Below are 23477 nucleotides of genomic sequence, written 5' to 3'. Positions count from 1 at the left end.
AGGAGTTCACATGAGTACGACCACCGTCGAGACCCCCGCCGCAGTGACGAAGCAGAGCTCTGCGGACACCCGTCGCACGACCCGCGGCCGTGGCGAGCGCGGCTTCATCGCCTCCCTCGCCTCCCACGGCATCCTGATCGTCGCGAGCCTGATCGCGCTCTTCCCGATCGCCTGGCTGATCTTCCTCTCGCTCGGCCCGGACAAGGACGACTACCTCCACCCCGGAGGCATCTGGTCGAAGATGACGTTCGACAACTACTCGTTCGTCCTCCAGCACACGAACTTCTTCGACTGGATGAAGAGCTCGCTGATCGTCTCGCTGGGCACCACGGTCATCGGTGTGATGGTCGCCGCCACCACCGGCTACGCCGTCTCCCGCATGCGCTTCCCCGGCTACAAGAAGCTGATGTGGGTGCTGCTGGTCACCCAGATGTTCCCGATCGCCGTCCTTATCGTGCCGATGTACCAGATCCTTTCGGACCTGCAGCTCATCGACACCTACTTCGGCCTGATCCTCGTCTACTGCTCGACCGCGGTTCCCTACAGCGCCTGGCTGCTCAAGGGCTACTTCGACACCATCCCCTTCGAGATCGACGAGGCGGGACGCGTCGACGGTCTCACCCCCTTCGGCACCTTCGCGCGGCTCATCCTGCCGCTCGCCAAGCCCGGACTCGCCGTCGCGGCCTTCTACAACTTCATCACCGCCTTCGGTGAGGTCGCCTTCGCCTCGACGTTCATGCTGGACGACAGCAAGTACACCTTCGCCGTCGGTCTGCAGAGCTTCGTCAGCGAGCACGACGCCCAGCGCAACCTCATGGCCGCCACGGCCGTGCTCGTCGCGATACCCGTCTCCGCGTTCTTCTACCTCGTGCAGAAGAACCTGGTGACCGGCCTCACCGCAGGCGGCACGAAGGGCTGACCCCCTTCCGGAAAAGGCTCCCGCGCGCCTGACCGCGCGGGTGGCGGCCGCGGTGCACCTCCGACCCCGCTGGCACCGCGGCCGCCTCACACACCCCGGCCGTACCCCTGCCGCCGTACGCAGACCCCCATGACCCGAACCGAGTTACGCATCAAGGACGCCATGAGTCAGCAGCACCCTGCCGCCCCGGCCCCGACCGCCACCGTCGCCACCGTCGCCAAGCGCCGCGACTGGTGGCGGGACGCGGTGATCTACCAGGTCTATCCGCGCAGCTTCGCCGACAGCAACGGCGACGGCATGGGCGACCTGGAGGGCGTACGCTCCAGACTGCCGTACCTGCGCGACCTCGGCGTGGACGCCGTATGGCTCAGCCCCTTCTACGCCTCGCCGCAGGCCGACGCCGGCTACGACGTCGCCGACTACCGCGCCGTGGACCCCATGTTCGGCAACCTCCTGGACGCCGACGCGCTGATCCGCGACGCCCACGAACTGGGCCTGCGCATCATCGTCGACCTGGTCCCCAACCACTCCTCCGACCAGCACGAGTGGTTCAGGCGCGCGCTCGCCGAGGGCCCCGGCTCGCCGCTGCGCGACCGCTACCACTTCCGCCCCGGCAAGGGCGAGAACGGCGAACTCCCGCCCAACGACTGGGAGTCCATCTTCGGCGGCCCGGCGTGGACCCGCGTGACGGAGCCGGACGGCACCCCCGGCGAGTGGTACCTGCACCTCTTCGCCCCGGAGCAGCCCGACTTCAACTGGGAGCACCCGGCGGTCGGCGACGAGTTCCGCTCGATCCTGCGCTTCTGGCTGGACATGGGCGTCGACGGCTTCCGCATCGACGTCGCCCATGGCCTGGTGAAGGCGGCGGGCCTGCCGGACCTCGGCTCCCACGACCAGCTGAAACTGCTGGGCAACGATGTCATGCCGTTCTTCGACCAGGACGGCGTGCACGCCATCTACCGCCAGTGGCGCACGATCCTGGACGAGTACGCGGGCGAGCGCATTTTTGTGGCGGAGGCGTGGACCCCGACCGTCGAGCGCACCGCGAACTACGTCCGCCCCGACGAGCTGCACCAGGCCTTCAACTTCCAGTACCTGGGCACGGAATGGGACGCCAAGGAGCTGAGGACGGTCATCGACCGCACCCTGGAGGCCATGCGCCCCGTGGGCGCCCCCGCCACCTGGGTCCTGTCCAACCACGACGTCACCCGCCACGCCACCCGCTTCGCCAACCCGCCCGGCCTCGGCACCCAGATCCGCACCGCGGGCGACCGCGAACTGGGCCTGCGCAGGGCCCGTGCCGCCACCCTCCTGATGCTGGCGCTGCCCGGCTCGGCCTACGTCTACCAGGGCGAGGAGCTCGGCCTGCCCGACGTCGTCGACCTGCCCGACGAGGTGCGCCAGGACCCGGCGTTCTTCCGGGGCGCCGGTCAGGACGGCTTCCGCGACGGCTGCCGTGTCCCGATTCCGTGGACCCGTGCGGGCTCCTCGTACGGCTTCGGCAGCGGCGGCAGCTGGCTTCCGCAGCCCGCCACCTGGGCCGAGCTGAGCGTCGAGGCGCAGACGGGCGTGCCGGGCTCGACGCTGGAGCTGTACCGCTCCGCGCTGAGCGCCCGCCGCTCGCAGCCGGACCTCGGAGCCGGCGACTCCGTCGAGTGGCTGCGCGCCCCCGAGGGCGTCCTGGCCTTCCGGCGCGGGGAGTTCGTGTGCGTCGCGAACACGACGGGGGAGTCGGTGACGACCCCGGCGTACGGCCGTGTCCTGCTCGCCAGCGGCGAGTTGACGGAGGCCGACGGCGAGGCGAAGGTGCCCGCGGACACGACCGTGTGGTGGACGACCGCGTGATCACCGCTCCATAACTTCTTGCATCAACTTTCAACGGCCCGCTGCCCTTTTGGGTGGCGGGCCTTTAACATCTCGCCAACCGAAAGGTTTCAGCAAGGTTTCAGCAAGAGCCTTCAACGACGAAGGAACCCCCACATGGCACGCAGAACCCTCTCCGGGGCGCTGGCTCTCACGGCCGCCGCCCTTGTCATGACCCCGACGATCGCACACGCCTCCCCACCGGGCACCAAGGACGTCACCGCGGTCCTCTTCGAGTGGAAGTACGCCTCGGTCGCCCGCGAGTGCACCAACACCCTCGGCCCCGCCGGCTATGGATACGTGCAGGTCTCCCCGCCTGCCGAGCACATACAGGGCCCACAGTGGTGGACGTCGTACCAGCCGGTGAGCTACAAGATCGCCGGCCGCCTCGGCGACCGCACGGCCTTCCAGAGCATGGTGAACACCTGCCACACGGCGGGCGTCAAGGTCGTCGTCGACACCGTCGTCAACCACATGGCGGCGGGCAGCGGCACCGGCACCGGCGGCTCTTCGTACACAAAGTACGACTACCCCGGCCTGTACTCCTCCTACGACTTCGACGACTGCACGGCCCAGGTCACCAACTACGCCGACCGCTGGAACGTCCAGCACTGCGAACTGGTCGGCCTGGCCGACCTGGACACGGGCGAGGAGTACGTCCGCAAGACCATCGCGGGCTATATGAACGACCTGCTCACCCTCGGCGTGGACGGCTTCCGCATCGACGCGGCCAAGCACATCCCCGCCGACGACCTCGCCAACATCAAGTCCCGCCTCGCGAACCCCTCGGTCTACTGGAAGCAGGAGGTCATCTACGGCGCCAACGAGGCCGTCCAGCCCACCGAGTACACGGGCAACGGGGACGTCCAGGAGTTCCGTTACGCCTACGACCTCAAGCGGGTCTTCAACAACGAGCGCCTCGCCTACCTGAAGAACTACGGCGAGGGCTGGGGCTACATGAGCAGCTCGGTGGCCGGCGTCTTCGTCGACAACCACGACACCGAGCGCAACGGCTCCACCCTCGACTACAAGGACGGCGCGAACTACACCCTGGCCAACGTGTTCATGCTGGCCTACCCCTACGGCGCCCCGGACATCAACTCCGGCTACGAGTGGACGGACGTGGACGCCGGCCCGCCGGGCGGCGGCACGGTCAACGCCTGCTGGCAGGACGGCTGGAAGTGCCAGCACGCCTGGCCGGAGATCATCCGCATGGTCGCCTTCCGTAACGCGACGAGGGGCCAGGCGGTGAGGGACTGGTGGGACAACGGCTACCAGGCCATCGCCTTCGGCCGGGGGAACAAGGGCTACGTGGCGATCAACCACGAGGCGAGCGCCCTGACCCGGACGTACCAGACGTCGCTGCCCGCCGGGACGTACTGCAACGTCCAGAACAACACGACGGTGACGGTGAACTCCAGCGGGCAGTTCACGGCCACCCTGGGCAGCAACACGGCACTCGCGATCTACGCGGGCAAGTCGAGCTGTTGAACCGGCCAAAGGCCCGCACCGCTGTCCCACGGCGGTGCGGGCCACGGTAGTTGAAATTTCTTACCGATGCTTTCAAGCCTCTTGCTGTAAACCTTTCGTCAGCGATACGGTCGCGCGGGCGCCCGGCATCGAAGCCGAGCCGTGGCGTGGGGTCGGACCCAACAGAGCCGCAATCGCAAGGAGTTCCCGCCTGTGATACCGAGATGGCCGGCGCCCCCGACGCGCCGCACCGCCCACGTCAGACGGGTCGCGGCCGTCACCGTCGCCGCGCTCGCCGCAGCATTTGTGCAGCCCCTCGCCGCCCACGCGGACACCCCGCCCCCACCGCCCTCGGACGCGAAGCTCGCCGCACAGCCCGCCCGGCACGACGACACCCGCGAGCAGTTCTATTTCGTCATGCCGGACCGTTTCGCCAACGGGGACAAGTCCAACGACCAGGGCGGTCTGACCGGTTCTCGTCTGAGCACCGGTTACGACCCCACCGACAAGGGCTTCTACCAGGGCGGCGACCTCAAGGGCCTGACCAAGCGGCTCGACTACATCAAGGGCCTCGGCACCACCTCCATCTGGATGGCGCCGATCTTCAAGAACCGGCCGGTACAGGGGACGGGCACCAACGCCTCCGCCGGGTACCACGGTTACTGGATCACCGACTTCACCCGGGTCGACCCGCACTTCGGCACCAACAAGGACCTCGAAACCCTCATCTCCAAGGCGCACGCCAAGGGCATGAAGGTCTTCTTCGACGTCATCACCAACCACACCGCCGACGTCGTCGACTACAAGGAGAAGTCCTACGACTACCTCTCCAAGGGCGCCTTCCCGTACCTGACCAAGGACGGGCGGCCCTTCGACGACGCCGCCTACGCCGACGGCCGCAGGAAGTTCCCGGCCGTCGACGCCGGCTCCTTCCCGCGCACGCCGAAGGTCACGAGCAACAGCAAGGTCCCGTCCTGGCTCAACGACCCGACGATGTACCACAACCGGGGCGATTCGACGTACGCGGGCGAGTCCACGACGTACGGCGACTTCTCCGGGCTCGACGACCTGTGGACCGAGCGTCCCGAGGTCGTCAGCGGCATGGAGAAGATCTACCAGCGCTGGGTGAAGGACTTCGGCGTCGACGGCTTCCGGATCGACACCGTGAAGCACGTGAACATGGAGTTCTGGACGCAGTGGGCGACGGCGCTCGACAAGTACGCCGCCGCGCACGGCCGCAAGAACTTCTTCATGTTCGGTGAGGTCTACTCCGCCGACGCCTCGATCACCTCCCCGTACGTCACCCAGGGCCGTCTCGACGCCACCCTCGACTTCCCCTTCCAGGAGGCGGCCCGCCAGTACGCCTCCCAGGGCGGCAGCGCGCAGAAGCTGGCCGGGGTCTTCGGCGACGACTACAAGTACACGACCGACAAGGCCAACGCCTACGAGCAGGTCACCTTCCTCGGCAACCACGACATGGGCCGCATCGGGTACTTCCTGAACCAGGACAACCCGAAGGCCACGGATGCCGAACTGCTGGGGAAGGACCGGCTCGCCAACGAGCTGATGTTCCTCAGCCGCGGCAACCCGGTCGTCTACTACGGCGACGAGCAGGGCTTCACCGGCTCCGGCGGCGACAAGGACGCCCGCCAGACGATGTTCGCCTCCAAGGTCCCCGACTACCTCGACGACGACGAGATCGGCACCGACCGCACCCACGCGAGCGACGCCTACGACAAGAGCGCACCGCTCTACAAGAAGATCGCCGCTCTCGCGAAGCTCCGCAGGAACAACCCGGCGCTCACCGACGGAGTCCAGACCCAGCGGTACACGGCCGACGGCCCGGGCATCTACGCCTTCACCCGCGCGGACGCCAGGACCGGCGCCGAGTACGTCGTCGCCTTCAACAACGCCGGCGAGGACAGGACCGCGACCTTCGCGACCGGCTCCGCGGACATGACGTACCGCGGGATCTACGGCACGGACGCCACCGCGAACACGGATGCCGACAAGAAGCTCACCGTCACCGTCCCGGCCGGCTCAGCCGTCGTCCTCAAGGCGGCCGGCACCCTCGCCAAGCCCGCCACCAAGCCGACGATCACCCTCAAGGCCCCGGACACCGGCGCCACCGGCACCGTCGAGCTCTCCGCCGACCCCGACGGCGGTCAGCTCAACCGGGTCGTCTTCGCCGCCCAGATCGGCAACGGCAACTGGCGCGTCCTCGGCTCCGCCGACCACGCCCCGTACAAGGTCACCCAGGTCATCGGCAAGGACGTCCCCTCCGGCACGGCCCTGCGCTACAAGGCGGTCGTGATCGACTCCGCGGGCAGGACCGCGAGCGCCACGGCCACGAGCACGACCGGCACCCCGCCCGCCCCGGAGGTCCCCGCGGCCTCCTCCCGCGACTACGCCATCGTCCACTACAAGCGCACGGATGGCGACTACGCCGACTGGGGTCTGTACGCCTGGGGCGACATCGCCGACGGCGAGGCCACGAACTGGCCCGCCAGTCACCCCTTCGTCGGCCGCGACGCCTACGGCGCCTTCGCCTACGTGAAGCTGAAGCCCGGCGCCTCGAACGTCGGCTTCCTGGTCATCGACAAGGACGGCAACAAGGACGTCTCCGCCGACCGCACGATCGACGTCACCAAGACGGGTGAGGTCTGGGTCGAGCAGGGCAAGCCGGACGTCCTGACCCAGAAGCCCGACTATCCCGCGCAGGACAAGACCAAGGCGGTCGTCCACTACCACCGCGCCGACGGGAGCTACGACGGCTGGGGCCTGCACGTCTGGACGGGCGCCGCGAACCCCACCGACTGGTCGAACCCCCTCAAGCCGGTGAAGACTGATGCCTATGGCGCGGTCTTCGAGGTGCCGCTCAGCGACGGTGCCACCAGTCTCAGCTACATCATCCACAAGGGCGACGACAAGGATCTCCCCGCCGACCAGTCCCTGGACCTCAAGACCAACGGCTACGAGGTGTGGCTGTTGAACGGCCAGGAGAAGTACCTGCTGCCGCAGCCCGCGGGCAGCGCGGCCGCCCTCGACCTGACCACCTCCAAGGCGGTCTGGATCGACCGGAACACGGTCGCCTGGAACGGCGTCGACGGTGCCGTCTCCACCCAGCTGCTCTACTCCCACGACGGCTCGATCGCCGTCAAGGACGGGACGCTGACCAGCGACGACGAGCGCTGGCTGCGACTGACGAAGACGACTCTCACCGACGCCCAGAAGGCCAAGTTCCCGCACCTCAAGGACTACACGGCCTGGTCCGTCGACCCGCGTGACCGCGACCGGGTGCGCCAGGCGCTGAGCGGCCAGATCGTGGCCTCCCAGCGCGCGGCGAACGGCGCGGTGCTGGCCGCGACGGGCGTCCAGATCGCGGGTGTGCTCGACGACGTGTACGACGCCACGACTGCGAAGCTGGGCCCGGTCTTCCATGACGGGAAACCGAGCCTTTCCGTCTGGGCGCCGACGGCACAGAGCGTCTCCCTGGAGCTGGACGGCTCCAAGGTGGCCATGCACCGCAACGCGGCCACCGGCGTCTGGTCCGTCACGGGTACGGCGTCCTGGAAGAACAAGCCCTACCGGTACCTCGTGAAGGTCTGGGCCCCGAGCGTCCGCAAGGTCGTGACGAACAAGGTCACCGACCCCTACTCGGTCGCCCTCACCGCGAACTCCGAGCGCAGCCTCGTCGTCGACCTGAACGACAAGGCCCTCGCCCCGGGCGGCTGGTCGACCCTGCGCAAGCCCAAGGCCGTACCGCTGAAGGACGCGCAGATCCAGGAGCTGCACATCCGGGACTTCTCCGTCGCCGACAAGACGGTCCCGGCGAAGGATCAGGGCACCTACCTGGCCTTCACCGACCAGGGCAGCGACGGTTCGAAGCACCTGCGTCAGCTGGCGAAGTCGGGCACCTCGTACGTGCACCTGCTGCCCGCCTTCGACATCGCCACCATCCCCGAGAAGAAGGCCGACCAGGCGAGTCCCGACTGCGACCTGGCCTCCTTCGCGGCCGACTCCGACAAGCAGCAGGAGTGCGTCGCGAAGACCGCCGCGAAGGACGCCTACAACTGGGGCTACGACCCGTTCCACTACACGGTCCCCGAGGGTTCGTACGCCACCGACCCGAACGGCACCGCCCGCACGGTCCAGTTCCGCAAGATGGTCAAGTCGCTCAACGACGACGGCCTCCGGGTCGTCATGGACGTCGTCTACAACCACACGGCGGCCAGCGGCCAGGCGGACACCAGCGTCCTGGACAAGCTCGTGCCGGGCTACTACCAGCGGCTTCTCGCCGACGGAAGCGTGGCCAACAGCACCTGCTGCGCCAACACCGCGACCGAGAACGCCATGATGGGCAAGCTGGTGGTCGACTCGATCGTCACCTGGGCCAAGCAGTACAAGGTCGACGGTTTCCGCTTCGACCTCATGGGCCACCACCCGAAGGCCAACATCCTCGCCGTGCGCAAGGCCCTCGACGCGCTGACCCTCGACAAGGACGGCGTCGACGGCAAGAAGATCATCCTCTACGGCGAGGGCTGGAACTTCGGCGAGGTCGCGAACGACGCCCGGTTCGTGCAGGCCACGCAGCAGAACATGGCCGGCACCGGCATCGCCACCTTCTCCGACCGGGCCCGTGACGCGGTGCGCGGCGGCGGCCCCTTCGACTCGGACCCCGGTATCCAGGGCTTCGCGTCGGGGCTTTACACCGACCCCAACGCGTCCACGGCCAACGGCACGAAGGAGGAGCAGAAGGCCCGTCTGCTGCACTACCAGGACCTGATCAAGGTGGGCCTGTCCGGCAACCTGAAGGCCTTCACCTTCACCGACACGGCCGGCAAGGAGGTCAAGGGCTCCGAGGTCGACTACAACGGTTCGCCCGCGGGCTACGCGGACGCGCCCGGCGATGCGCTCGCCTATGTCGACGCGCACGACAACGAGTCCCTGTTCGACGCCCTCACCTACAAGCTGCCCAAGGACACCTCGGCGTCCGACCGGGCCCGGATGCAGGTCCTGGCGATGGCGACGGCCGCCCTCTCGCAGGGTCCGTCCCTGTCCCAGGCGGGCAGCGACCTGCTGCGCTCCAAGTCGCTGGACCGCAACTCCTTCGACAGCGGCGACTGGTTCAACGCTATCCACTGGAACTGCGCGGACGGCAACGGCTTCGGACGCGGGCTGCCCATGGCGGCCGACAACGAGTCCAAGTGGCCGTACGCCAAGCCCCTGCTGAGCTCGGTGAGCGTCGGCTGCCCCCAGATCACCGGTAGCTCGGCCGCGTACCAGGACCTGCTCAGGATCCGTACGACGGAGAAGGCGTTCTCCCTAGGCACGGCCGCGCAGGTGCAGTCGCGGCTCTCCTTCCCGCTGTCGGGGAAGGACGAGACACCGGGTGTGATCACCATGGAGCTGGGTGACCTGGTCGTGGTGTTCAACGCGACGCCGGAGAAGCAGGAGCAGCGTGTCGGCGCGCTGGCCGGGACGTCGTACCGGCTGCACCCGGTGCAGGCCGACGGCACGGACGCGGTGGTGAAGACCTCCTCCTACGCGGCCGACTCGGGCACGTTCACCGTCCCGGCACGGACCGTGGCGGTGTTCACCCGGGCGGCGAAGTAGGGTCTGGGCGTCGTCGTAGAACAGGAGTGTCCATGCCGCAGATCACCGTCGACTACACCGCCGTGCTGGAGGACTCGGATGCCTTCGACATGGACGGCTTCGCGCGGGCCCTGCACGAAGCTGTCGTCGAGATCGCGGCGGCCAACCCGGAGGCCTGCAAGACGCTGTTCCGGGACGCGCTCTCCGCGTACGCCTACGAGCCCATGGATCGGCAGCCCGCCGTGGTGCATGTGACCATCGGGCTCCTCGCCGGGCGCAGCGAAGAGACGAAGGCGAGGTTGACGGAGACCGTGCTGGAACTCCTCCGCAGGCATGTCACGCCGGAGGACGGAGTCACCCTGCGCGCCTCCGCCGAGGTGCGCGACCTGGATCCGTCCTACCGGAAGTTCGAAGGATAGGACGGCTAGGAGGCCAGGGACATGAGCCGGCCGACCAGGTCCGTGAACGGGCCGTCGGCCGGCTCTTCCTTGAGTATGTCGCGCAGGAGCTCCGCCATCTCGGCGTCATTGGCGGCGCTCACCGCCGCCAGCGCGGCGAAGTCGTGCACGAGCTGCCGCTCCAGCTCTGCGCGCGGGATGCGCCGACCGTCCAGCCAGATCAGGGCCGTCGACTCGGCGAGCGAGATCCAGGAACGGATGACCAGTTCCAGTCGCGCGGGCGGATCGGTGATGCGCAGGTGCGAAAGGATCTGTTCGTACGCGGCCTGTCGTACGGAGTCGATGAGCGCGTTCGTGGCCGATACGTGGCTCATTGAGTGGGCTCCGCCCACGGAGACCGCCGGGCCGCCGCGCATGAGGGCCGAGAAGCCCGGCCCGTGCTCGTCCACGAAGTCGAAGAACCGGCGCATCACGCGCAGCAGCCGGGCGCCCAGCGGGCCGTCGTGCGGCTCCTGGAAGCGGCCCGCCAGATCCTCCGCGGCACGCTTCAACGCGGCTTCGTAGAGGCTGAGTTTGCCGGGAAAGTAGTGGTAGACCAGCGGGCGTGAGATACCCGCCGCCGAGGCTATCTCGTCGATCGAGACCTCGTCGGGCGAGCGGCGGCTGAACAGTTCGAGGGCGACGCCGATCAACTGCTGCCGCCGCTCCTCCACTCCCATTCTGCGGCGAACCCCGGTAGTCATGCGAACACCTTACCGATCGGATCCGGCCCGGAACGGGCCGGACCGGTCGTGGTGTTCGCATGGAACCGTCACATGTCCAGCACGAGACGCGCACTTCGTGCACGCGAGACACAGATCAGCATCGAGTCGGCGCGCTCCGCGTCCGTGAGCAGCTCGTCCCGGTGCTCCACCTCGCCCTTCAGCACACGCTGTTGGCAGGTCCCGCAGAAACCCTGCTCGCAGGAGTACGCCGTGTCGGGCAGTTCCTTGCGTACGGCGGCCAGCACGGTGGAGTCGGCGGGGACGGTCAACGTCCGCCCGCTGCGGCGGAGTTCGAGCTCGAATTCAGCGTTGCCGTCGCAGGAGGTGCGCGGTGCGAACCGCTCCAGGTGCAGCGTGGCGCCTGCCGGGAGCCGCTCCTCGACCGCCGCCATCAGCCCCTCGGGCCCGCAGCAGTACACGGCGGCGCCCCCGGTCACGTCCGCGAACAGCGCGTCCAGGTCCGGCCGCCCCTCCTCGTCCTCCGCGACCACGGTCAGCAGGTCACCGGCGAGCTTCTCGACCTCCTCCAGGAACGGCATCGAGGCCCGCGACCGCCCGCCGTACAGCAGCCGCCACTCGGCGTTCTCCGGCAGGGCCCGCAGCATCGGCAGGACCGGGGTGATCCCGATGCCGCCGGCGACGAAGACGTACGAGGGCGCCTCGACGAGCGGGAAGCGGTTGCGTGGCCCGCGCACCTCCAGCTCCATGTCCTCGGCAAGCTGCTCGTGCACCTCGCGCGAGCCGCCCCGGCCGTCCGGGACCAGCCGGGTGGCGACCGTGTACGACGAGGTGTCCTCGGGGTCCCCGCACAGCGAGTACTGCCGCACCAGCCCGGACGGCAGCACGAGGTCGAGATGGGCGCCCGGCTCCCAGCGCGGCAGCTCCCGTCCCTCCAGGCGCAGCCGGACGACCCCGTCGGCCACCGTCTCGTGCGAGGTCACCAGCAGCCGCAGGGCCCGCGGCCGCGGCCGGCCGGAGATCGGCGGGTCCAGGGCGGGCAGCGGCCACAGCGGGGAGTCCTGGATTCGGCGCCGCAGGGCCCTTCTGGCCAGCAGCGCGGTACCAGCGAGGACCGCGAGGGTCCGCAGCCTCGGCATCAGGACGCCCCCTTCTCGGCGGCCCGCGCCGCGGGGGAGGAGGCCAGGTAGGCGACGGCCTGTGCGGTGGAGCCCTCGTGCGAGGGGTGGTAGGTCCGGCTGAGGTAGCGGGGGATGGACTTCAGCATGTCGCCGGTCGCGGGCAGGGTGCCGCGCCGGCCGCTCAGATAGAAGTCCTTGAACGACGCCTTGCCGTCGACCAGCGTGGGGTCGTTCTCCATGAAGAAGCGGGCCCCGCGCTGCCACAGGAACACCAGCGCGGTGAAGGCCGTGGCCCAGGTGCGTGCCCGGCGCCGGTAGCTTCCGTCGACGTGCATGAACAGGTCGAAGGCGACGGAGCGGTGCTCGACCTCCTCGGCGCCGTGCCAGCGCATCAGGTCCAGCATGGTCGGATCGGCCCGGCGGCGGTCCAGTTCGTCGGCGTTCAGTATCCAGTCACCGAGGAAGGCCGTGTAGTGCTCGATGGCCGCGATGAGGGCCACGCGCTCCAGCAGCCACCACTTGCGGGCCCGGCCCGGCGGCAGGGTGCGGTCGCCGAGCAGCTTCTCGAAGAACCAGTCGACCTGCGCGGTGTAGGGCGTCGGGTCGAGGCCGAGCTCCTTCAGATGCGGCAGCACCTCGTCGTGGGCCTGGGAGTGCATGGCCTCCTGGCCGATGAACCCGATGACGTCCGCACGGAGCCGGTCGTCCCGGATGAGCGGCAGCACCTGCTTGTAGACGTGCACGAACCACCGCTCACCGGCGGGCAGCAGAAGGTGCAGCACATTCATGGTGTGCGTGGCGAACGGGTCCCCTGGCACCCAGTGCAGCGGGGTGCCCTCCCAGGAGAAGGACACCTTGCGGGCCTTGAGCGGTATCCGCTCGGACTCCACCGGCCGGGCCTGCGTGTTAGACATGGCGTCAATGTACTGGCGGGTAAGTCCGGGGGAAACCCTTGTGCGGGTACTTGTTGACGCCAGTGTCAGCTAGCCGGTGGCTAGCGCAGACCGCGCAGCGCGGACCCGTCGTCCAGGGTGCCCGACAGCTGTGCCTGGGTGCCCTGCTTCGCAGGTACGGCCAGTGTGCTGCCGCGGCCGGTGGCGGTGACCCCGCCGGTCGTGCGGATCGACGCCGTGTCCCTGCCGCCCGCGGCCAGCAGGTACCACGTCCCCGCGTCGGACTTCCACAACACCCCGGCCAGCACATGCGGATCACGCGCACCGCACGCCGTCACGTCCGTTCCCTTGGCCGCGACCGCCCCGTACCGCCCGCCCGGAGTGTGGAACTGGGCCAGCGCCGCCGTCCCGTCGCCCCGCCAGGTCTCGGCCCGGGTGCACACCCACCTGGCCGTCCCGCCGTCCTCGGGCAGCGACTGATCGGCGAACGCCCAGGCGTTGACGCTCCTGACCCCCGCCGAGCGCTCGGCGGACAACGAGCAGGCGAACGGCGCCCAGGTGCGCAGCGCCTCCGCCCCGTCCGCCTCGTGCGGCTTGCCCGGCCGGCCCGTGGTGAGGTGGGCCGGGACCAGTTCGCCGAGGTCGGTGGTGAGCTGGGCGCCGGAGGCGTCGGTCAGCTGCAGCACGTTCCACGACGTGCACGCGCCGGGCTGCATGGCCGGACTGGCCAGCGGGCCGGTGACACCGTCGGTCAGGCCGAGGTCCATCGCTCCCGCCCCGGGCTTGGTCAGGTCCCGCTCGGCGGCCTGCTTCACCCAAGGAGCCGTCAGATAACGGACGTTGCCGTCGGCGCGGCCCAGCACCAGCGCGCTCGCCCCGACGCCGGTCGCGCCGTCGGCGCGGGCGAGGTCGAGGGCCGCACCCTGTGTACCGTTCTTCGGCTCGGCGTAGCGGGCGATGCGCAGGCCGTCGTAGAGGATCACCACGCGGGCGTTGTCGACGTCGCCCGCGTACAGCAGCTGGGGCGGTCCGGCCGGGCCGCCGGTCTGGGTGCCGGGGGTCGCCGAGACTCGGACCGTCTCCCCGGGGCGGGCCCAGACGGCGAGGGCACGGCGCAGCAGTGCGGTGTCGGCGGTGAGGGGGCCGCGCGCGGGCCAGACGGAGAAGTCGGCACGTGCCGAGGTCTTCCAGGCGGTGGGCGCGATCCTGGTCAGCCTGCCGGGATCGAGAGCGGCCTCGGCCGCCGGGTTCTGGGCGTACGCGGGGGCGGCGGCGCCGTCGGGGCCCCAGCCGCCGCCCGGCAGGGCGACCAGGGCGCCGCACACCGCGAGGGCGGCCGCGGCGGCGAGCGCGGCCTTGGTGTGCTGCCTGCGCCGCATCAGGTCGGTGGGCCGGGCCTGCAGCGAGCAGGGGTCGAACTCGGCGGAGACGAGCAGCGCGTAGTGCGCCGGGATGTCGTCGGCCTCGAGCAGCGCCTCGTCCGGATCCTCGGCCCCGGCGGCCGCGAGCACCTGGTGTACGTCGCCGTCGGCGAGCCGCTCCAGACCGCGCAGCACATAAGCGGCACGGGCCGGGCCGGACAGGGTCGCAAGGCGCTGGTCCAGGGCGAGTTCGTCGGCGCCGCCCGAGCGCGGGAACAGTCGCAGGCCCCACACCTGGGGGAGCAGCGGCGGCAGCCGCCGCATCCCGCGCCCCTGCGTCCGCGTGGCCTTCAGGGCCGAACGCACCACCTGGAGGCGGACGAAGGAGTAGCCCGGGTCCGTGTCACGGCCCGTCGACTGGGCCGGGATCGCGGAGGCCGAGGTGCGGCCCCTGGGCAGCGCGCGCTGGGTGAGGGCGTGCGCGGTCAGGACGCGGCGGTTGCGGCCGAGGCCCGGCGGCAGCACCAGATAGGCCAGCCGGACCAGGCGCGGGTAGTGCTCGACGAGCGCGGCCTCGGCCTGCTCGACGTCGACGACCGGGCCGGGGGCTCCGGAGGAGTTGGGTGCGTGACGCGGGGCTACATCCTGTGACTGCACGTCCTTCAGAACGAGTGAGCCGTTGGTTGGTCACCCGCCGTCCGGGTGGCTCAGTCCTCCGGCTCGACCAGCGCCCGCGCGTAGTTGGCCATCGACCGCTGGTAGCGCGGCAGATGGGGAGCGAGGGCGCCGAGGACGAGGGACAGCCCCTCGCGGTCGCGGCCGAGACTGGACAGGCACAGGGCGAGACAGGCGCGCACCGCGTCGTCCAACTCGTCCGACGGGCCGTCCAGTTCGGGCGTGAGAAGCTTGACGCCCTCCTCCGCCTGCCCGATGTTCCTGAGCGAGCTGGACAGCTGGATCTTGGCCCGGCGGCCCTGGTAGCCGCTCAGCCCGCGGGCAAGCGCCTCGCGGTACAGCGATGCCGCCCTGTCCGAGTGACCGGTCGAGTCCCAGGCGCAGGCCCGCTCGAACGGGCCCAGCGGGCTGTCCTCGGGCAGTTCGGCCACGAGCGCGTCGATCACGGCCCGGAAGTCGGCAGCGTCCTCCTCCGCGTAGTCGTCGAAGGTGGCCCAGGCGGCGGTCACGCGATCTTCCCAGTCTTGGTTCACCGGTACACCCTCGCACGGGTGTGCCCGCGGCGGCACTCGATTTGAGCGCATCGCCCCCGGCGCCCGTATCGAGGGGCGGGGCCCCTCGCGAGGGCTCTCTGCGGCATGCTTACGCCCATCAGGACCGGAGGAACAGATGAGGTTGACCCGACCGATGCTCGCCGTGACGGGCGCCGCGGCCGCGCTGCTGCTGGCGGGGTGCGGCTCCGGCGGCGGCAAGAGCGCCACGGACGCCGTGCCGACGACGGCCACCGGCAGTCTGGAGAGCCTGGCCGCCGAAGTGAAGTGCAAGCCGAACATGCAGACGGACGCCGATGAGATCCGCCAGGCCATCTGCAAGAACTCCCACGGCAAGTTCATCCTCGCCACCTTCGCCACCGACCGCGGCCAGCGCGAGTGGATCAACGATGCCAAGGACTACGGCGGTTACTACCTCGTGGGCCGCAAGTGGGTCGCCGTCGGCGACGACGGAGTGGTCAAGGCGCTGCGCGGCACGCTCGGCGGCGAGGTGGAGATCGGGACCGACCACAGCTCCCACGGTTCCCACAGCGGCTGACGGCCCGCGCGCCGGGCGCGCGCAACGGCGAAGGCCGGTGGCGGGAGGGACCCGCCACCGGCCTTCTTCGGTGAGCCGACGAGGCGGCCCACCTCAGGGGATCATGCGCACCGCTGACCGTTGTTGATGCAGTTGGCGATCTTGTTCGCCAGGTTGTTCTTCGTGACGCTGATGAAGTCGTCGTGGTCGGTGGCCGGCTTGTGGAGCTGCTCCGGGAAGCCGTCGACCGCGTAGGCGTTCTTCACCTGGCCGTTCTGGATGGTCGGCGCGGTGATGTTGTACACCAGGCGCATCGTCAGCTGCGGGATCGCCTTGAAGCCGTTGCCGCAGGCGCCGCTGGCCGGGTCGGCGAAGGCCACGTGCGTGCGGTGGTTGGCGCTGTCGATGTTCTGGCCGTCCCAGCAGCTCTGGAAGGCGAACGTACGCACCACCTTGCTGCCCTGCGGGCAGATCGGGTACTGCGTGGTCAGCTGGACCTTGTTCTCGAAGCCGGTGCAGCTCCAGTGCGCGTTGGCGTTGGCCAGACCGTTGGTGGTCGTCTTGGCGTCACCGGTGATGATGCGCAGGAACTGCGGCATCGCGACGACCTTGCTCTGCGGGTTGCCGACGTACTTGATCTGCGCCTGGACCGGCGTCAGGATCTTGCCGACGTTGCCTTCCTTGCCACCGCCGTCCGCGTTCTGGTCGAAGTCCTGCGTGCCGTCCTGGACACGGACCACGGGCCAGTAGTACGACGACAGGTCGTTCTGGTTCTGGCAGCTGGTCCCGGCCTGCAGGAACGTGTTGTTGCTCGAGAACGCGTTGACCTTCTGGTTGCCGACGTAGTCGTGCAGGTGGTGCGCGCCGTTGGCCACGCCGGGCGCCACGATCACGTTGTCGGTGTTGTGGTTCTTGTTCGCGTTCACGCCGCACCGGGTGGTGAACGTACCGGTCGAGGCGTTGCCGCTGTTCTGCGGCTTGCCCTGGACGTTTGCCGCGACCTTCGTGATGTCCACGAAGTCGGCCGCCACCGGGCCGTTGCCGGCCTGCCCGCCGACGTTCTGCGCCTGCCCGCCGTTCTGCTGCTGACCACCGGTGTTCGCCTGGCCACCCGTGTTCGCCTGGCCGCCGTTCTGCGCCTGCCCGCCGTTTTGCTGCTGGCCGGTGTTGGCCTGGCCGCCGGCGGTGGTCTGGTTGGCGGTCTGCGTCGTACAGGCGGCGAGCTGGGAGAGCGCGTTGTTGAACGTGCCGCCGACCCGCTGGATGTCGATCCTGATCCGGTCGATCGTGGCGGCCCGCTTCTCCTTCAGCGGATTGACGATCGCGTTCTGTACGAAGCTCGCGTCGTTCGTCTGCGACTGACGCGTGGAAGCGAGCCGGGCGTAGGCCTCGGTGATCTGCTTGTCGAGGTTCGCCAGCTCCGCGGCCACGCCGTTGCGCGCCCTGTACGGCACGTTCGTCAGCTTCTGGCCGACGTCCGGGCAGGAGATCGTCGCGACCTGCGCCGCTGCGGCCTTGGTCTGGTTCTGCGCCGAGTTGCTGGACTCGTGCGCGGATGCGTAAAAGTTCGCCCAGATCAGCCCGCCCCCACCGAGCGCTAGGGCCGCCGATGCGGCAATGGCCTTGGTGGCCAGCGGCGTACGGCGTTTGCGTGTGTTGCGTCCCATGGAACTCCTCTGACTTCCTTGGCGGGGCAGCATCGAGGCGCCCGACAGGAGTGAAGCTGCTTCCATCCATACGGATCGCGTCCCAGGCGTGTTCAGCCGCCTCACAAATTCATCAGAGGATTGGCCGTCGATACTGCCTCAACAGCCCCTTGAGCAGCAGGAGTTGCGTGAAAGTAGTGTGGAGGTCGCGGAAAGTCAGCGGCCCCGGTCCAGATGGGCCAGCACGGCCAGGACGCGCCGATTGTCATCGTCCGACACCTCCAGACCCAGTTTGGCGAAGATGTTGGAGGTGTGTTTGGCGATCGCCCGTTCCGTGACGACGAGTTGCGCGGCGATCGCCGCGTTCGACCGGCCCTGCGCCATCAGCTCCAGGACCTCCCGCTCCCTGGGCGTCAGGTTGCCGAGCGGATGGTCGTCGGCGGACCGCCGGGCCAGCAGCTGCTGGATGACCTGCGGGTCCATGGCCGTACCGCCCGCCGCCACCCGCCGTACCGCGTCCACGAACTGCTCCGCGTCGAACACCCGGTCCTTCAGCAGATACCCCACCCCGCCACTGCCGTCGGCCAGCAGCTCGCGCGCATACAGCTGCTCGACATGCTGCGAGAGGACCAGCACCGGCAGTCCGGGCCGGTCCTGCCGCGCCTTGAGGGCGCACTGCAGGCCCTCGTCGGTGTGGGTGGGCGGCAGCCGTACGTCGACCACGGCCACGTCCGGCTCCAGCTCGGCCAGTGCGCGGGCGAGCTCGGGGCCGGACTCCACGGCCGCCGCGATCTCGAAGTCGTAGGCCTCCAGCAGCCGGACGAGTCCGTCGCGGAGCAGGAACAGGTCTTCGGCTAGGACAACGCGCACGGAATCTCCATGGTCACCATGGTGGGACCGCCCGCGGGGCTGCTGACGGCCAGGACGCCGTCGAATGTACCCAGTCGCCGCTCGACTCCGGAGAGCCCGGAACCGGCTCCCACCTCGGCACCGCCCTTGCCATTGTCGGTGACCGCGATCCGCAGCATGCCGTCGGTGTGGTGGATGTCGACCCAGATCCGGTCGGCGCCGGAGTGCTTGACCGCGTTGGTGAGCACCTCGCTGGCGGCGAAGTACGCCGCCGACTCCACCGGCGCGTCCGCGCGGCCGCCCAGCTCTACGGTCACCTCGGTGGGCAGCGGCAACCGCAGCGCCAACGCCCGTACGGCGTCTCCCAGTCCGCGCTCGGCGAGGACCGGCGGATGGATGCCGCGGACCAGGTCGCGCAGCTCGCTGAGCGCGTCGGCGGAGGACTGGCGGGCCTGGGCGAGGAGTTGCTTCGCCCTGGCCGGGTCCTTGTCGAGGAGCATCTCGATGGTGCCGAGGTCCATGCCCATGGCGACCAGCCGGGCCTGCGCCCCGTCGTGCAGATCCCGTTCGATACGGCGCAGTTCGGCGGCCGAGGTGTCCACCGCGTCCCGCCGGGTCTCGGTCAACACCCGTACGCGCTCCGAGAGTTCACCTTGATCGGCGCCGAGGACGGCCCGGGTGAGCCGGAAGTGGACGACGAGCAGGCGCGGGGCGAGCCGGTAGGCGGCGACCAGCAGGACCGCGGCGGTGGCGGCCGCGCCGAGCGCGGTCGGCTGGTCGGTGACCGGCACGAAGCCGTACCAGTAGGTCTGGCCGTCGGCGAGCACCCGCCACAGCCCGGCCGCCACCGCGAACCCCTCGAAGGGGTAGAGGAGCAGGACGGCCGGAAGCAGCGCCGTGACGTAGCCCGCCGTCATGTCCACCAGCAGCCACCGCAGGTCCCGCCGGACCTGCGGGTCCCGGAGCATCCCGAAGCAACGCGCCCAGAGGTTGGCGTCCGCGGGTATCGGCCTGTACGCCGACGGGATCCGCACCCCGCACCACTCGGCCGCGAGCCGCCGCCGTACGTCCGCGAAGTCCCGCACACCGCCCAGGACATAGGGGGTCGTGACGATGCCGATGCCGATCGGGATCGTCGCGATGGAGACGACGGCCAGCGTGAAGACGAGCACGGCGACGGGCAGCATCGCCAGGGCCAGCACGAGTCCCCGTACGGCGGCCAGCACCACTTCCCGGGTGCGCCCGCCGGCGCCGCCGCTCTTCGTGTCGGTGTTCATGGCGTCAGTCTCGCCGACCCCGGGGCGCAGGTCACTGGGCCCGGTACCCGGTCAGGGGGTGGTGCCGGATACACCCCGGACGGCCGCGAGCACCTTCGCCTCCACCTCCGGATCCAGCCCCTTGCTCGTCCGGTCCGGCCGCTGGGGCGCGATGCCGCCGATGTCCCGCAGCCAGGTCCAGGTGTCGGCGACGGTCTCGGCGACCGGGCGGCACTCCAGGCCCGCCGCCAGGGCCCGCGAGACGTCCGCGCAGTGCAGGGCGTCGTACATGTCGCTGTCCGGCGGCACCCACACCGGCAGCTGGGTCCACGGCTCGATGCCCGCGCCGAGGACGACGTCCGGGGCGGTCCACACCGGTTCGGCGTCCGAGCCGGTGACCTGGACGCAGGCGTCGAGCAGTTCGCCCATGGTGGCGTGCCCCTGCGGGCTCACGAGGTTGTACGGTCCGCTCAGCCCCCGCTCCACCGCCCCGAGAACCCACTCGGCGAGGTCGCGGACATCGACGTACTGCAGGCGCAGGTCCCGCGGTCCGGGCGCCAGCACGGGGCCGCCGCGGGCGATCCGGGTCAGCCACCAGGGCAACCGGCCCACGTTCTCGTACGGGCCGAGGATCAGCCCGGCCCGCACGAGCAGCGAGCGGTCCGCGCCGAAGGCCTCGACGGCGGCCAGCTCGCCGCCCCGCTTGTCCCGCGGGTACTCGGTCCGCTCCGCGTCGGCCGACGCGTCCTCGACCACGGGCGCGTCCTCGTCGGCACCGGCCGGCGTGGGCCAGGCGTACACCGAACAGCTCGACACATACGCATACCGCCCGGCGCGGCCCCGCAGCAGCCGCGCCGTATCCCGCACGGCGCGGGGCGCGGCCGACCAGGTGTCGACGACGGCGTCCCACTCCTCGCTCCCGGCGAGGGCCGCCGGTCCGCCGGGGGCGTTGCGGTCGCCGTGCAGCGCCCGCGCCCCCGGCGGAGGAGCGTGCCGTCCCCGGTGGAAGACGGTCACCTCCCAGCCGCGCCCGAGGGCCGACTCGACGACGGCCCGTCCCACGAACTCCGTACCACCCAGCACCAGAAGTCTCATGCCCGAGATCGTGCCCGGCCGGGCCGTGGGACGGAACCGCACTCTGCCGAGGGCAGAGGAGGTCAGCGCCCGGTCGGCGGGGTGTACTTGTAGCCGACGCGCCGGACGGTCTGGATCGCCGAGCGGTGCTCGACGCCGAGCTTGCGCCGCAGCCGGGCGATGTGGACGTCGACCGTGCGGCCGTCGCCGACATGGCCGTAGCCCCACACCGTGGTGACCAGCTGGTCGCGCGTGTGCACCCGGTTGGGGTGCGCCACCAGATGCGCGAGCAGCTCGAACTCCAGGTAGGTGAGGTCGAGTTCGCGTCCGTCGACCTGGGCGGTGCGCTGCACGGGGTCGATGCGCACGAGCGGCTCGACGCCGGCGGAGGCCGTTTCGGGCCGGTCCGGCACCGAGACCGGCGGGAACGGCGGCTGCTCGTCCACAGGGACCAGCACCAGATAGCCGACCATCGGAGGTTGGCCGGGCAGCGTGGGCAGGGTGTGCTGCGGCGCGGGCAACCAGGTGGCGCCCGGCGGCAGGAAGTCCGCGATGCGTACGACCTCGTCCCGGTCCACGGCACGCAGCCGCTGACGGACGGGGGAGGTCAGGGTGGAGGCGGAGGAAAGAGAACGGGAGGTCGCCATGAGAGGTCAGCTCTTTCGCGCGAGGAGTTCGTCGGGAGGACGGCGGCCGCGATTCGTGGTCGGGCGCGCCGAGGGACGTACGTCGTCCGCGCCGGGCGAAGGCCGGGGTATACGGCTTTAGAGGGCCGGCGCGTTCATCGCGCCGCAACACACCCGGTCGAAGTCGTGGTGCTGACGGGAGGGCCAGAAGGGCTCGAGGTCATGGCGACCCGTCGCGATGACCTTCTGGAAGCCGACCATGCGCCCATTGAAGCAGACGCTGGCCCGCGGCAGCAGTCTCCTCTCACTGCTTGGACGCTTCCTCGGCGCCAAGCCGACGTCGCGTACCTCACCCCACAGGCGTTTGTGCCAGGTCAGGGAGGTGAGTTCGATCGCGGCGTCCGGATTGCCGTCCCATACGGCGGACAGCCCGGTGCCGGTGAGGCCGGCCACGGCCTCGTGACCGACGGCCGTCGTGGCGTGCCGAAGAACCATGCCCCACCATGACATGCCCCACCGACAACGCGAGGGGGCGCCCACCGCGAACGGTGGACGCCCCCTCGGAGCGGCTGGGCGGGATCAGAGCTGGCCGGCCTTCTCCAGCGCGGAGCAGCAGGTGTCGACGAGCAGCCGCGTCACCACGTACGGGTCGACGTTGGCGTTCGGACGGCGGTCCTCGATGTAGCCCTTGCCGTCCTTCTCGACCTGCCAGGGGATACGGACCGAGGCACCGCGGTCGGAGACGCCGTAGGAGTACTCGTTCCACGGGGCGGTCTCGTGCAGACCCGTCAGACGGTCGTCGATGCCGGCGCCGTAGTTCTTGACGTGGTCGAGCGGCTTGGAGCCCTCACCGAGCGACTCGCACGCGGTGATGATCGCGTCGTAGCCCTCGCGCATCGCCTTGGTGGAGAAGTTGGTGTGCGCGCCGGCGCCGTTCCAGTCGCCCTTGACCGGCTTGGGGTCGAGGGTGGCGGAGATGCCGAAGTCCTCGGCGGTGCGGTAGAGCAGCCAGCGGGCCACCCACAGCTGGTCGGCGACCACCAGCGGGGACAGCGGGCCGACCTGGAACTCCCACTGGCCGGGCATGACCTCGGCGTTGATGCCGGAGATGCCCAGACCCGCCTTCAGACAGTTGTCCAGGTGGGCCTCGACGATCTCACGGCCGAAGATCTCGTCGGCGCCGACACCGCAGTAGTAGCCGCCCTGGGGGGCCGGGAAGCCGCCCTCGGGGAAGCCCAGCGGGCGGGCGCCGTCGAAGAAGGTGTACTCCTGCTCGATGCCGAAGATCGGCTCCTGCGCGGTGAAGCGCTCGGCCACCTCGGCCAGCGCGGCACGCGTGTTGGAGGAGTGCGGGGTCATGTCGATGTCGAGGACCTCGCACAGGACGAGGATGTCGTCGCCGCCGCGGATCGGGTCCGGGCAGGAGAAGACCGGCTTGAGCACACGGTCCGAGGCGTGACCCTCGGCCTGGTTGGTGGAGGACCCGTCGAAGCCCCAGATCGGCAGCTCGGCACCCTTGGCGTCGTCGGCGAGGATCTTCGTCTTCGAACGAAGCTTGGCCGTCGGCTCGGTGCCGTCGATCCAGATGTACTCAGCCTTGAAGGTCACGGGGCCACATCCTTCGGGGGTGGGTCAGGCGCACTTGCGGGTGCTGCGGCGCTGCGGCACTGGGGCGCCGCTTTGGATGCCCGGCAGCCTGTCAACAGGCGATTTCCCGATCATTGCTCGAATGTGAACCCCGTGTTACCTGGTGGTTCTGTGTCGCGTCTCACGTTGTGAGGTCCGGGCGGCCGGGGTATGCGGCCGGACGGCCGCCGGCTTCCCCTCCGTCAAAGCCGGTGACCGGTCCGCACCCGGCGCAGGACGCGCCGCGGGCCCCGGACGTGCCGGTCCTGCTGCTCCTGGCCCGGAGCAGCAGGACCTGTGACACGCAGGGTGTGG

Annotated in this window: 17 protein-coding genes and 1 pseudogene; 6 read left to right on the top strand and 12 right to left on the bottom strand. The window is 69.9% G+C overall.

The window, feature by feature from the left end; translation table 11 throughout:
- Nucleotides 1-10 precede the first annotated feature (10 nt).
- The 5 genes from Q8A52_RS37395 to Q8A52_RS37375 all read left to right on the top strand — a co-directional run bounded on the left by Q8A52_RS37395 (nucleotide 11) and on the right by Q8A52_RS37375 (nucleotide 10266).
- Nucleotides 11-919 (top strand): sugar ABC transporter permease, encoded by a 909-nt coding sequence (locus Q8A52_RS37395; RefSeq protein ID WP_316759936.1) that lies wholly within the window; start codon nucleotides 11-13, stop codon nucleotides 917-919.
- A 162-nt stretch (nucleotides 920-1081) separates the two neighbouring features.
- Nucleotides 1082-2764: a glycoside hydrolase family 13 protein gene (locus tag Q8A52_RS37390; protein WP_316760211.1), complete on the top strand. Its 1683-nt coding sequence runs from the start codon at nucleotides 1082-1084 to the stop codon at nucleotides 2762-2764.
- A gap of 135 nt (nucleotides 2765-2899) precedes the next feature.
- The gene (locus Q8A52_RS37385; protein WP_316759934.1) at nucleotides 2900-4273 is read left to right on the top strand and encodes an alpha-amylase; all 1374 of its coding nucleotides are present in this window, start codon (nucleotides 2900-2902) and stop codon (nucleotides 4271-4273) included.
- A 192-nt stretch (nucleotides 4274-4465) separates the two neighbouring features.
- The gene (gene pulA / locus Q8A52_RS37380; protein WP_316759932.1) at nucleotides 4466-9868 is read left to right on the top strand and encodes a pullulanase-type alpha-1,6-glucosidase; all 5403 of its coding nucleotides are present in this window, start codon (nucleotides 4466-4468) and stop codon (nucleotides 9866-9868) included.
- 32 nt (nucleotides 9869-9900) lie between these two features.
- A complete protein-coding gene (locus tag Q8A52_RS37375; RefSeq protein WP_316759930.1) occupies nucleotides 9901-10266 on the top strand; it encodes a 5-carboxymethyl-2-hydroxymuconate Delta-isomerase in 366 nt (121 codons plus the stop codon).
- 5 nt (nucleotides 10267-10271) lie between these two features.
- Here the strand turns inward: Q8A52_RS37375 and Q8A52_RS37370 are convergent, their stop codons facing one another.
- The 5 genes from Q8A52_RS37370 to Q8A52_RS37350 form a co-directional block, all read right to left on the bottom strand.
- Entirely contained in the window at nucleotides 10272-10988 is a 717-nt protein-coding gene (locus Q8A52_RS37370) for a TetR/AcrR family transcriptional regulator (protein WP_316759927.1), read from the bottom strand.
- A 68-nt stretch (nucleotides 10989-11056) separates the two neighbouring features.
- On the bottom strand, nucleotides 11057-12106 hold the full coding sequence (locus tag Q8A52_RS37365) for a PDR/VanB family oxidoreductase (protein WP_316759925.1): 1050 nt from the start codon (nucleotides 12104-12106) through the stop codon (nucleotides 11057-11059).
- Nucleotides 12106-13002: a metal-dependent hydrolase gene (locus tag Q8A52_RS37360; protein WP_316759922.1), complete on the bottom strand. Its 897-nt coding sequence runs from the start codon at nucleotides 13000-13002 to the stop codon at nucleotides 12106-12108. The genes Q8A52_RS37365 and Q8A52_RS37360 overlap by 1 nt, the downstream gene beginning before the upstream one ends.
- A gap of 80 nt (nucleotides 13003-13082) precedes the next feature.
- Nucleotides 13083-14999 (bottom strand): hypothetical protein, encoded by a 1917-nt coding sequence (locus Q8A52_RS37355; RefSeq protein WP_316759920.1) that lies wholly within the window; start codon nucleotides 14997-14999, stop codon nucleotides 13083-13085.
- Between the two features lie 50 nt (nucleotides 15000-15049).
- On the bottom strand, nucleotides 15050-15601 hold the full coding sequence (locus Q8A52_RS37350; protein ID WP_316759917.1) for a tetratricopeptide repeat protein: 552 nt from the start codon (nucleotides 15599-15601) through the stop codon (nucleotides 15050-15052).
- An 85-nt stretch (nucleotides 15602-15686) separates the two neighbouring features.
- On the opposite strand from Q8A52_RS37350, the gene Q8A52_RS37345 reads away from it, so the two are divergent.
- Complete coding sequence (locus tag Q8A52_RS37345; protein ID WP_316759914.1) at nucleotides 15687-16106, top strand: hypothetical protein; 420 nt, start codon at nucleotides 15687-15689, stop codon at nucleotides 16104-16106.
- Between the two features lie 101 nt (nucleotides 16107-16207).
- Here Q8A52_RS37345 and Q8A52_RS37340 read toward each other — a convergent pair whose 3' ends face one another.
- The 7 genes and pseudogenes from Q8A52_RS37340 to glnII form a co-directional block, all read right to left on the bottom strand.
- Entirely contained in the window at nucleotides 16208-17752 is a 1545-nt protein-coding gene (locus Q8A52_RS37340; RefSeq protein ID WP_316759911.1) for a DUF1996 domain-containing protein, read from the bottom strand.
- Between the two features lie 195 nt (nucleotides 17753-17947).
- Nucleotides 17948-18601 (bottom strand): response regulator transcription factor, encoded by a 654-nt coding sequence (locus Q8A52_RS37335; RefSeq protein ID WP_316759908.1) that lies wholly within the window; start codon nucleotides 18599-18601, stop codon nucleotides 17948-17950.
- Nucleotides 18586-19857, bottom strand: a complete 1272-nt coding sequence (locus Q8A52_RS37330; RefSeq protein WP_316759905.1) for a sensor histidine kinase — start codon at nucleotides 19855-19857, stop codon at nucleotides 18586-18588. Before Q8A52_RS37330 ends, Q8A52_RS37335 begins: the two co-directional genes overlap by 16 nt.
- A gap of 51 nt (nucleotides 19858-19908) precedes the next feature.
- Nucleotides 19909-20931 carry an NAD-dependent epimerase/dehydratase family protein gene (locus Q8A52_RS37325; protein ID WP_316759901.1) on the bottom strand — a complete coding sequence of 341 codons (1023 nt, stop codon included), beginning with the start codon at nucleotides 20929-20931 and terminating at the stop codon, nucleotides 19909-19911.
- 62 nt (nucleotides 20932-20993) lie between these two features.
- Nucleotides 20994-21557, bottom strand: coding sequence for a winged helix-turn-helix domain-containing protein (locus Q8A52_RS37320; protein WP_316759899.1), 564 nt, complete (start codon nucleotides 21555-21557; stop codon nucleotides 20994-20996).
- 348 nt (nucleotides 21558-21905) lie between these two features.
- Nucleotides 21906-22031 (bottom strand): annotated as a pseudogene (locus Q8A52_RS49265) (DUF6891 domain-containing protein); the annotation flags it as partial.
- 84 nt (nucleotides 22032-22115) lie between these two features.
- Nucleotides 22116-23144 (bottom strand): glutamine synthetase, encoded by a 1029-nt coding sequence (gene glnII, locus Q8A52_RS37310; RefSeq protein WP_316759897.1) that lies wholly within the window; start codon nucleotides 23142-23144, stop codon nucleotides 22116-22118.
- Nucleotides 23145-23477: the final 333 nt, after the last annotated feature.

The sequence above is a fragment of the Streptomyces herbicida genome (genome assembly GCF_032656585.1).
Lineage (GTDB): Bacteria > Actinomycetota > Actinomycetes > Streptomycetales > Streptomycetaceae > Streptomyces > Streptomyces herbicida.
This window is presented reverse-complemented; position numbering and strand designations above follow the sequence as displayed.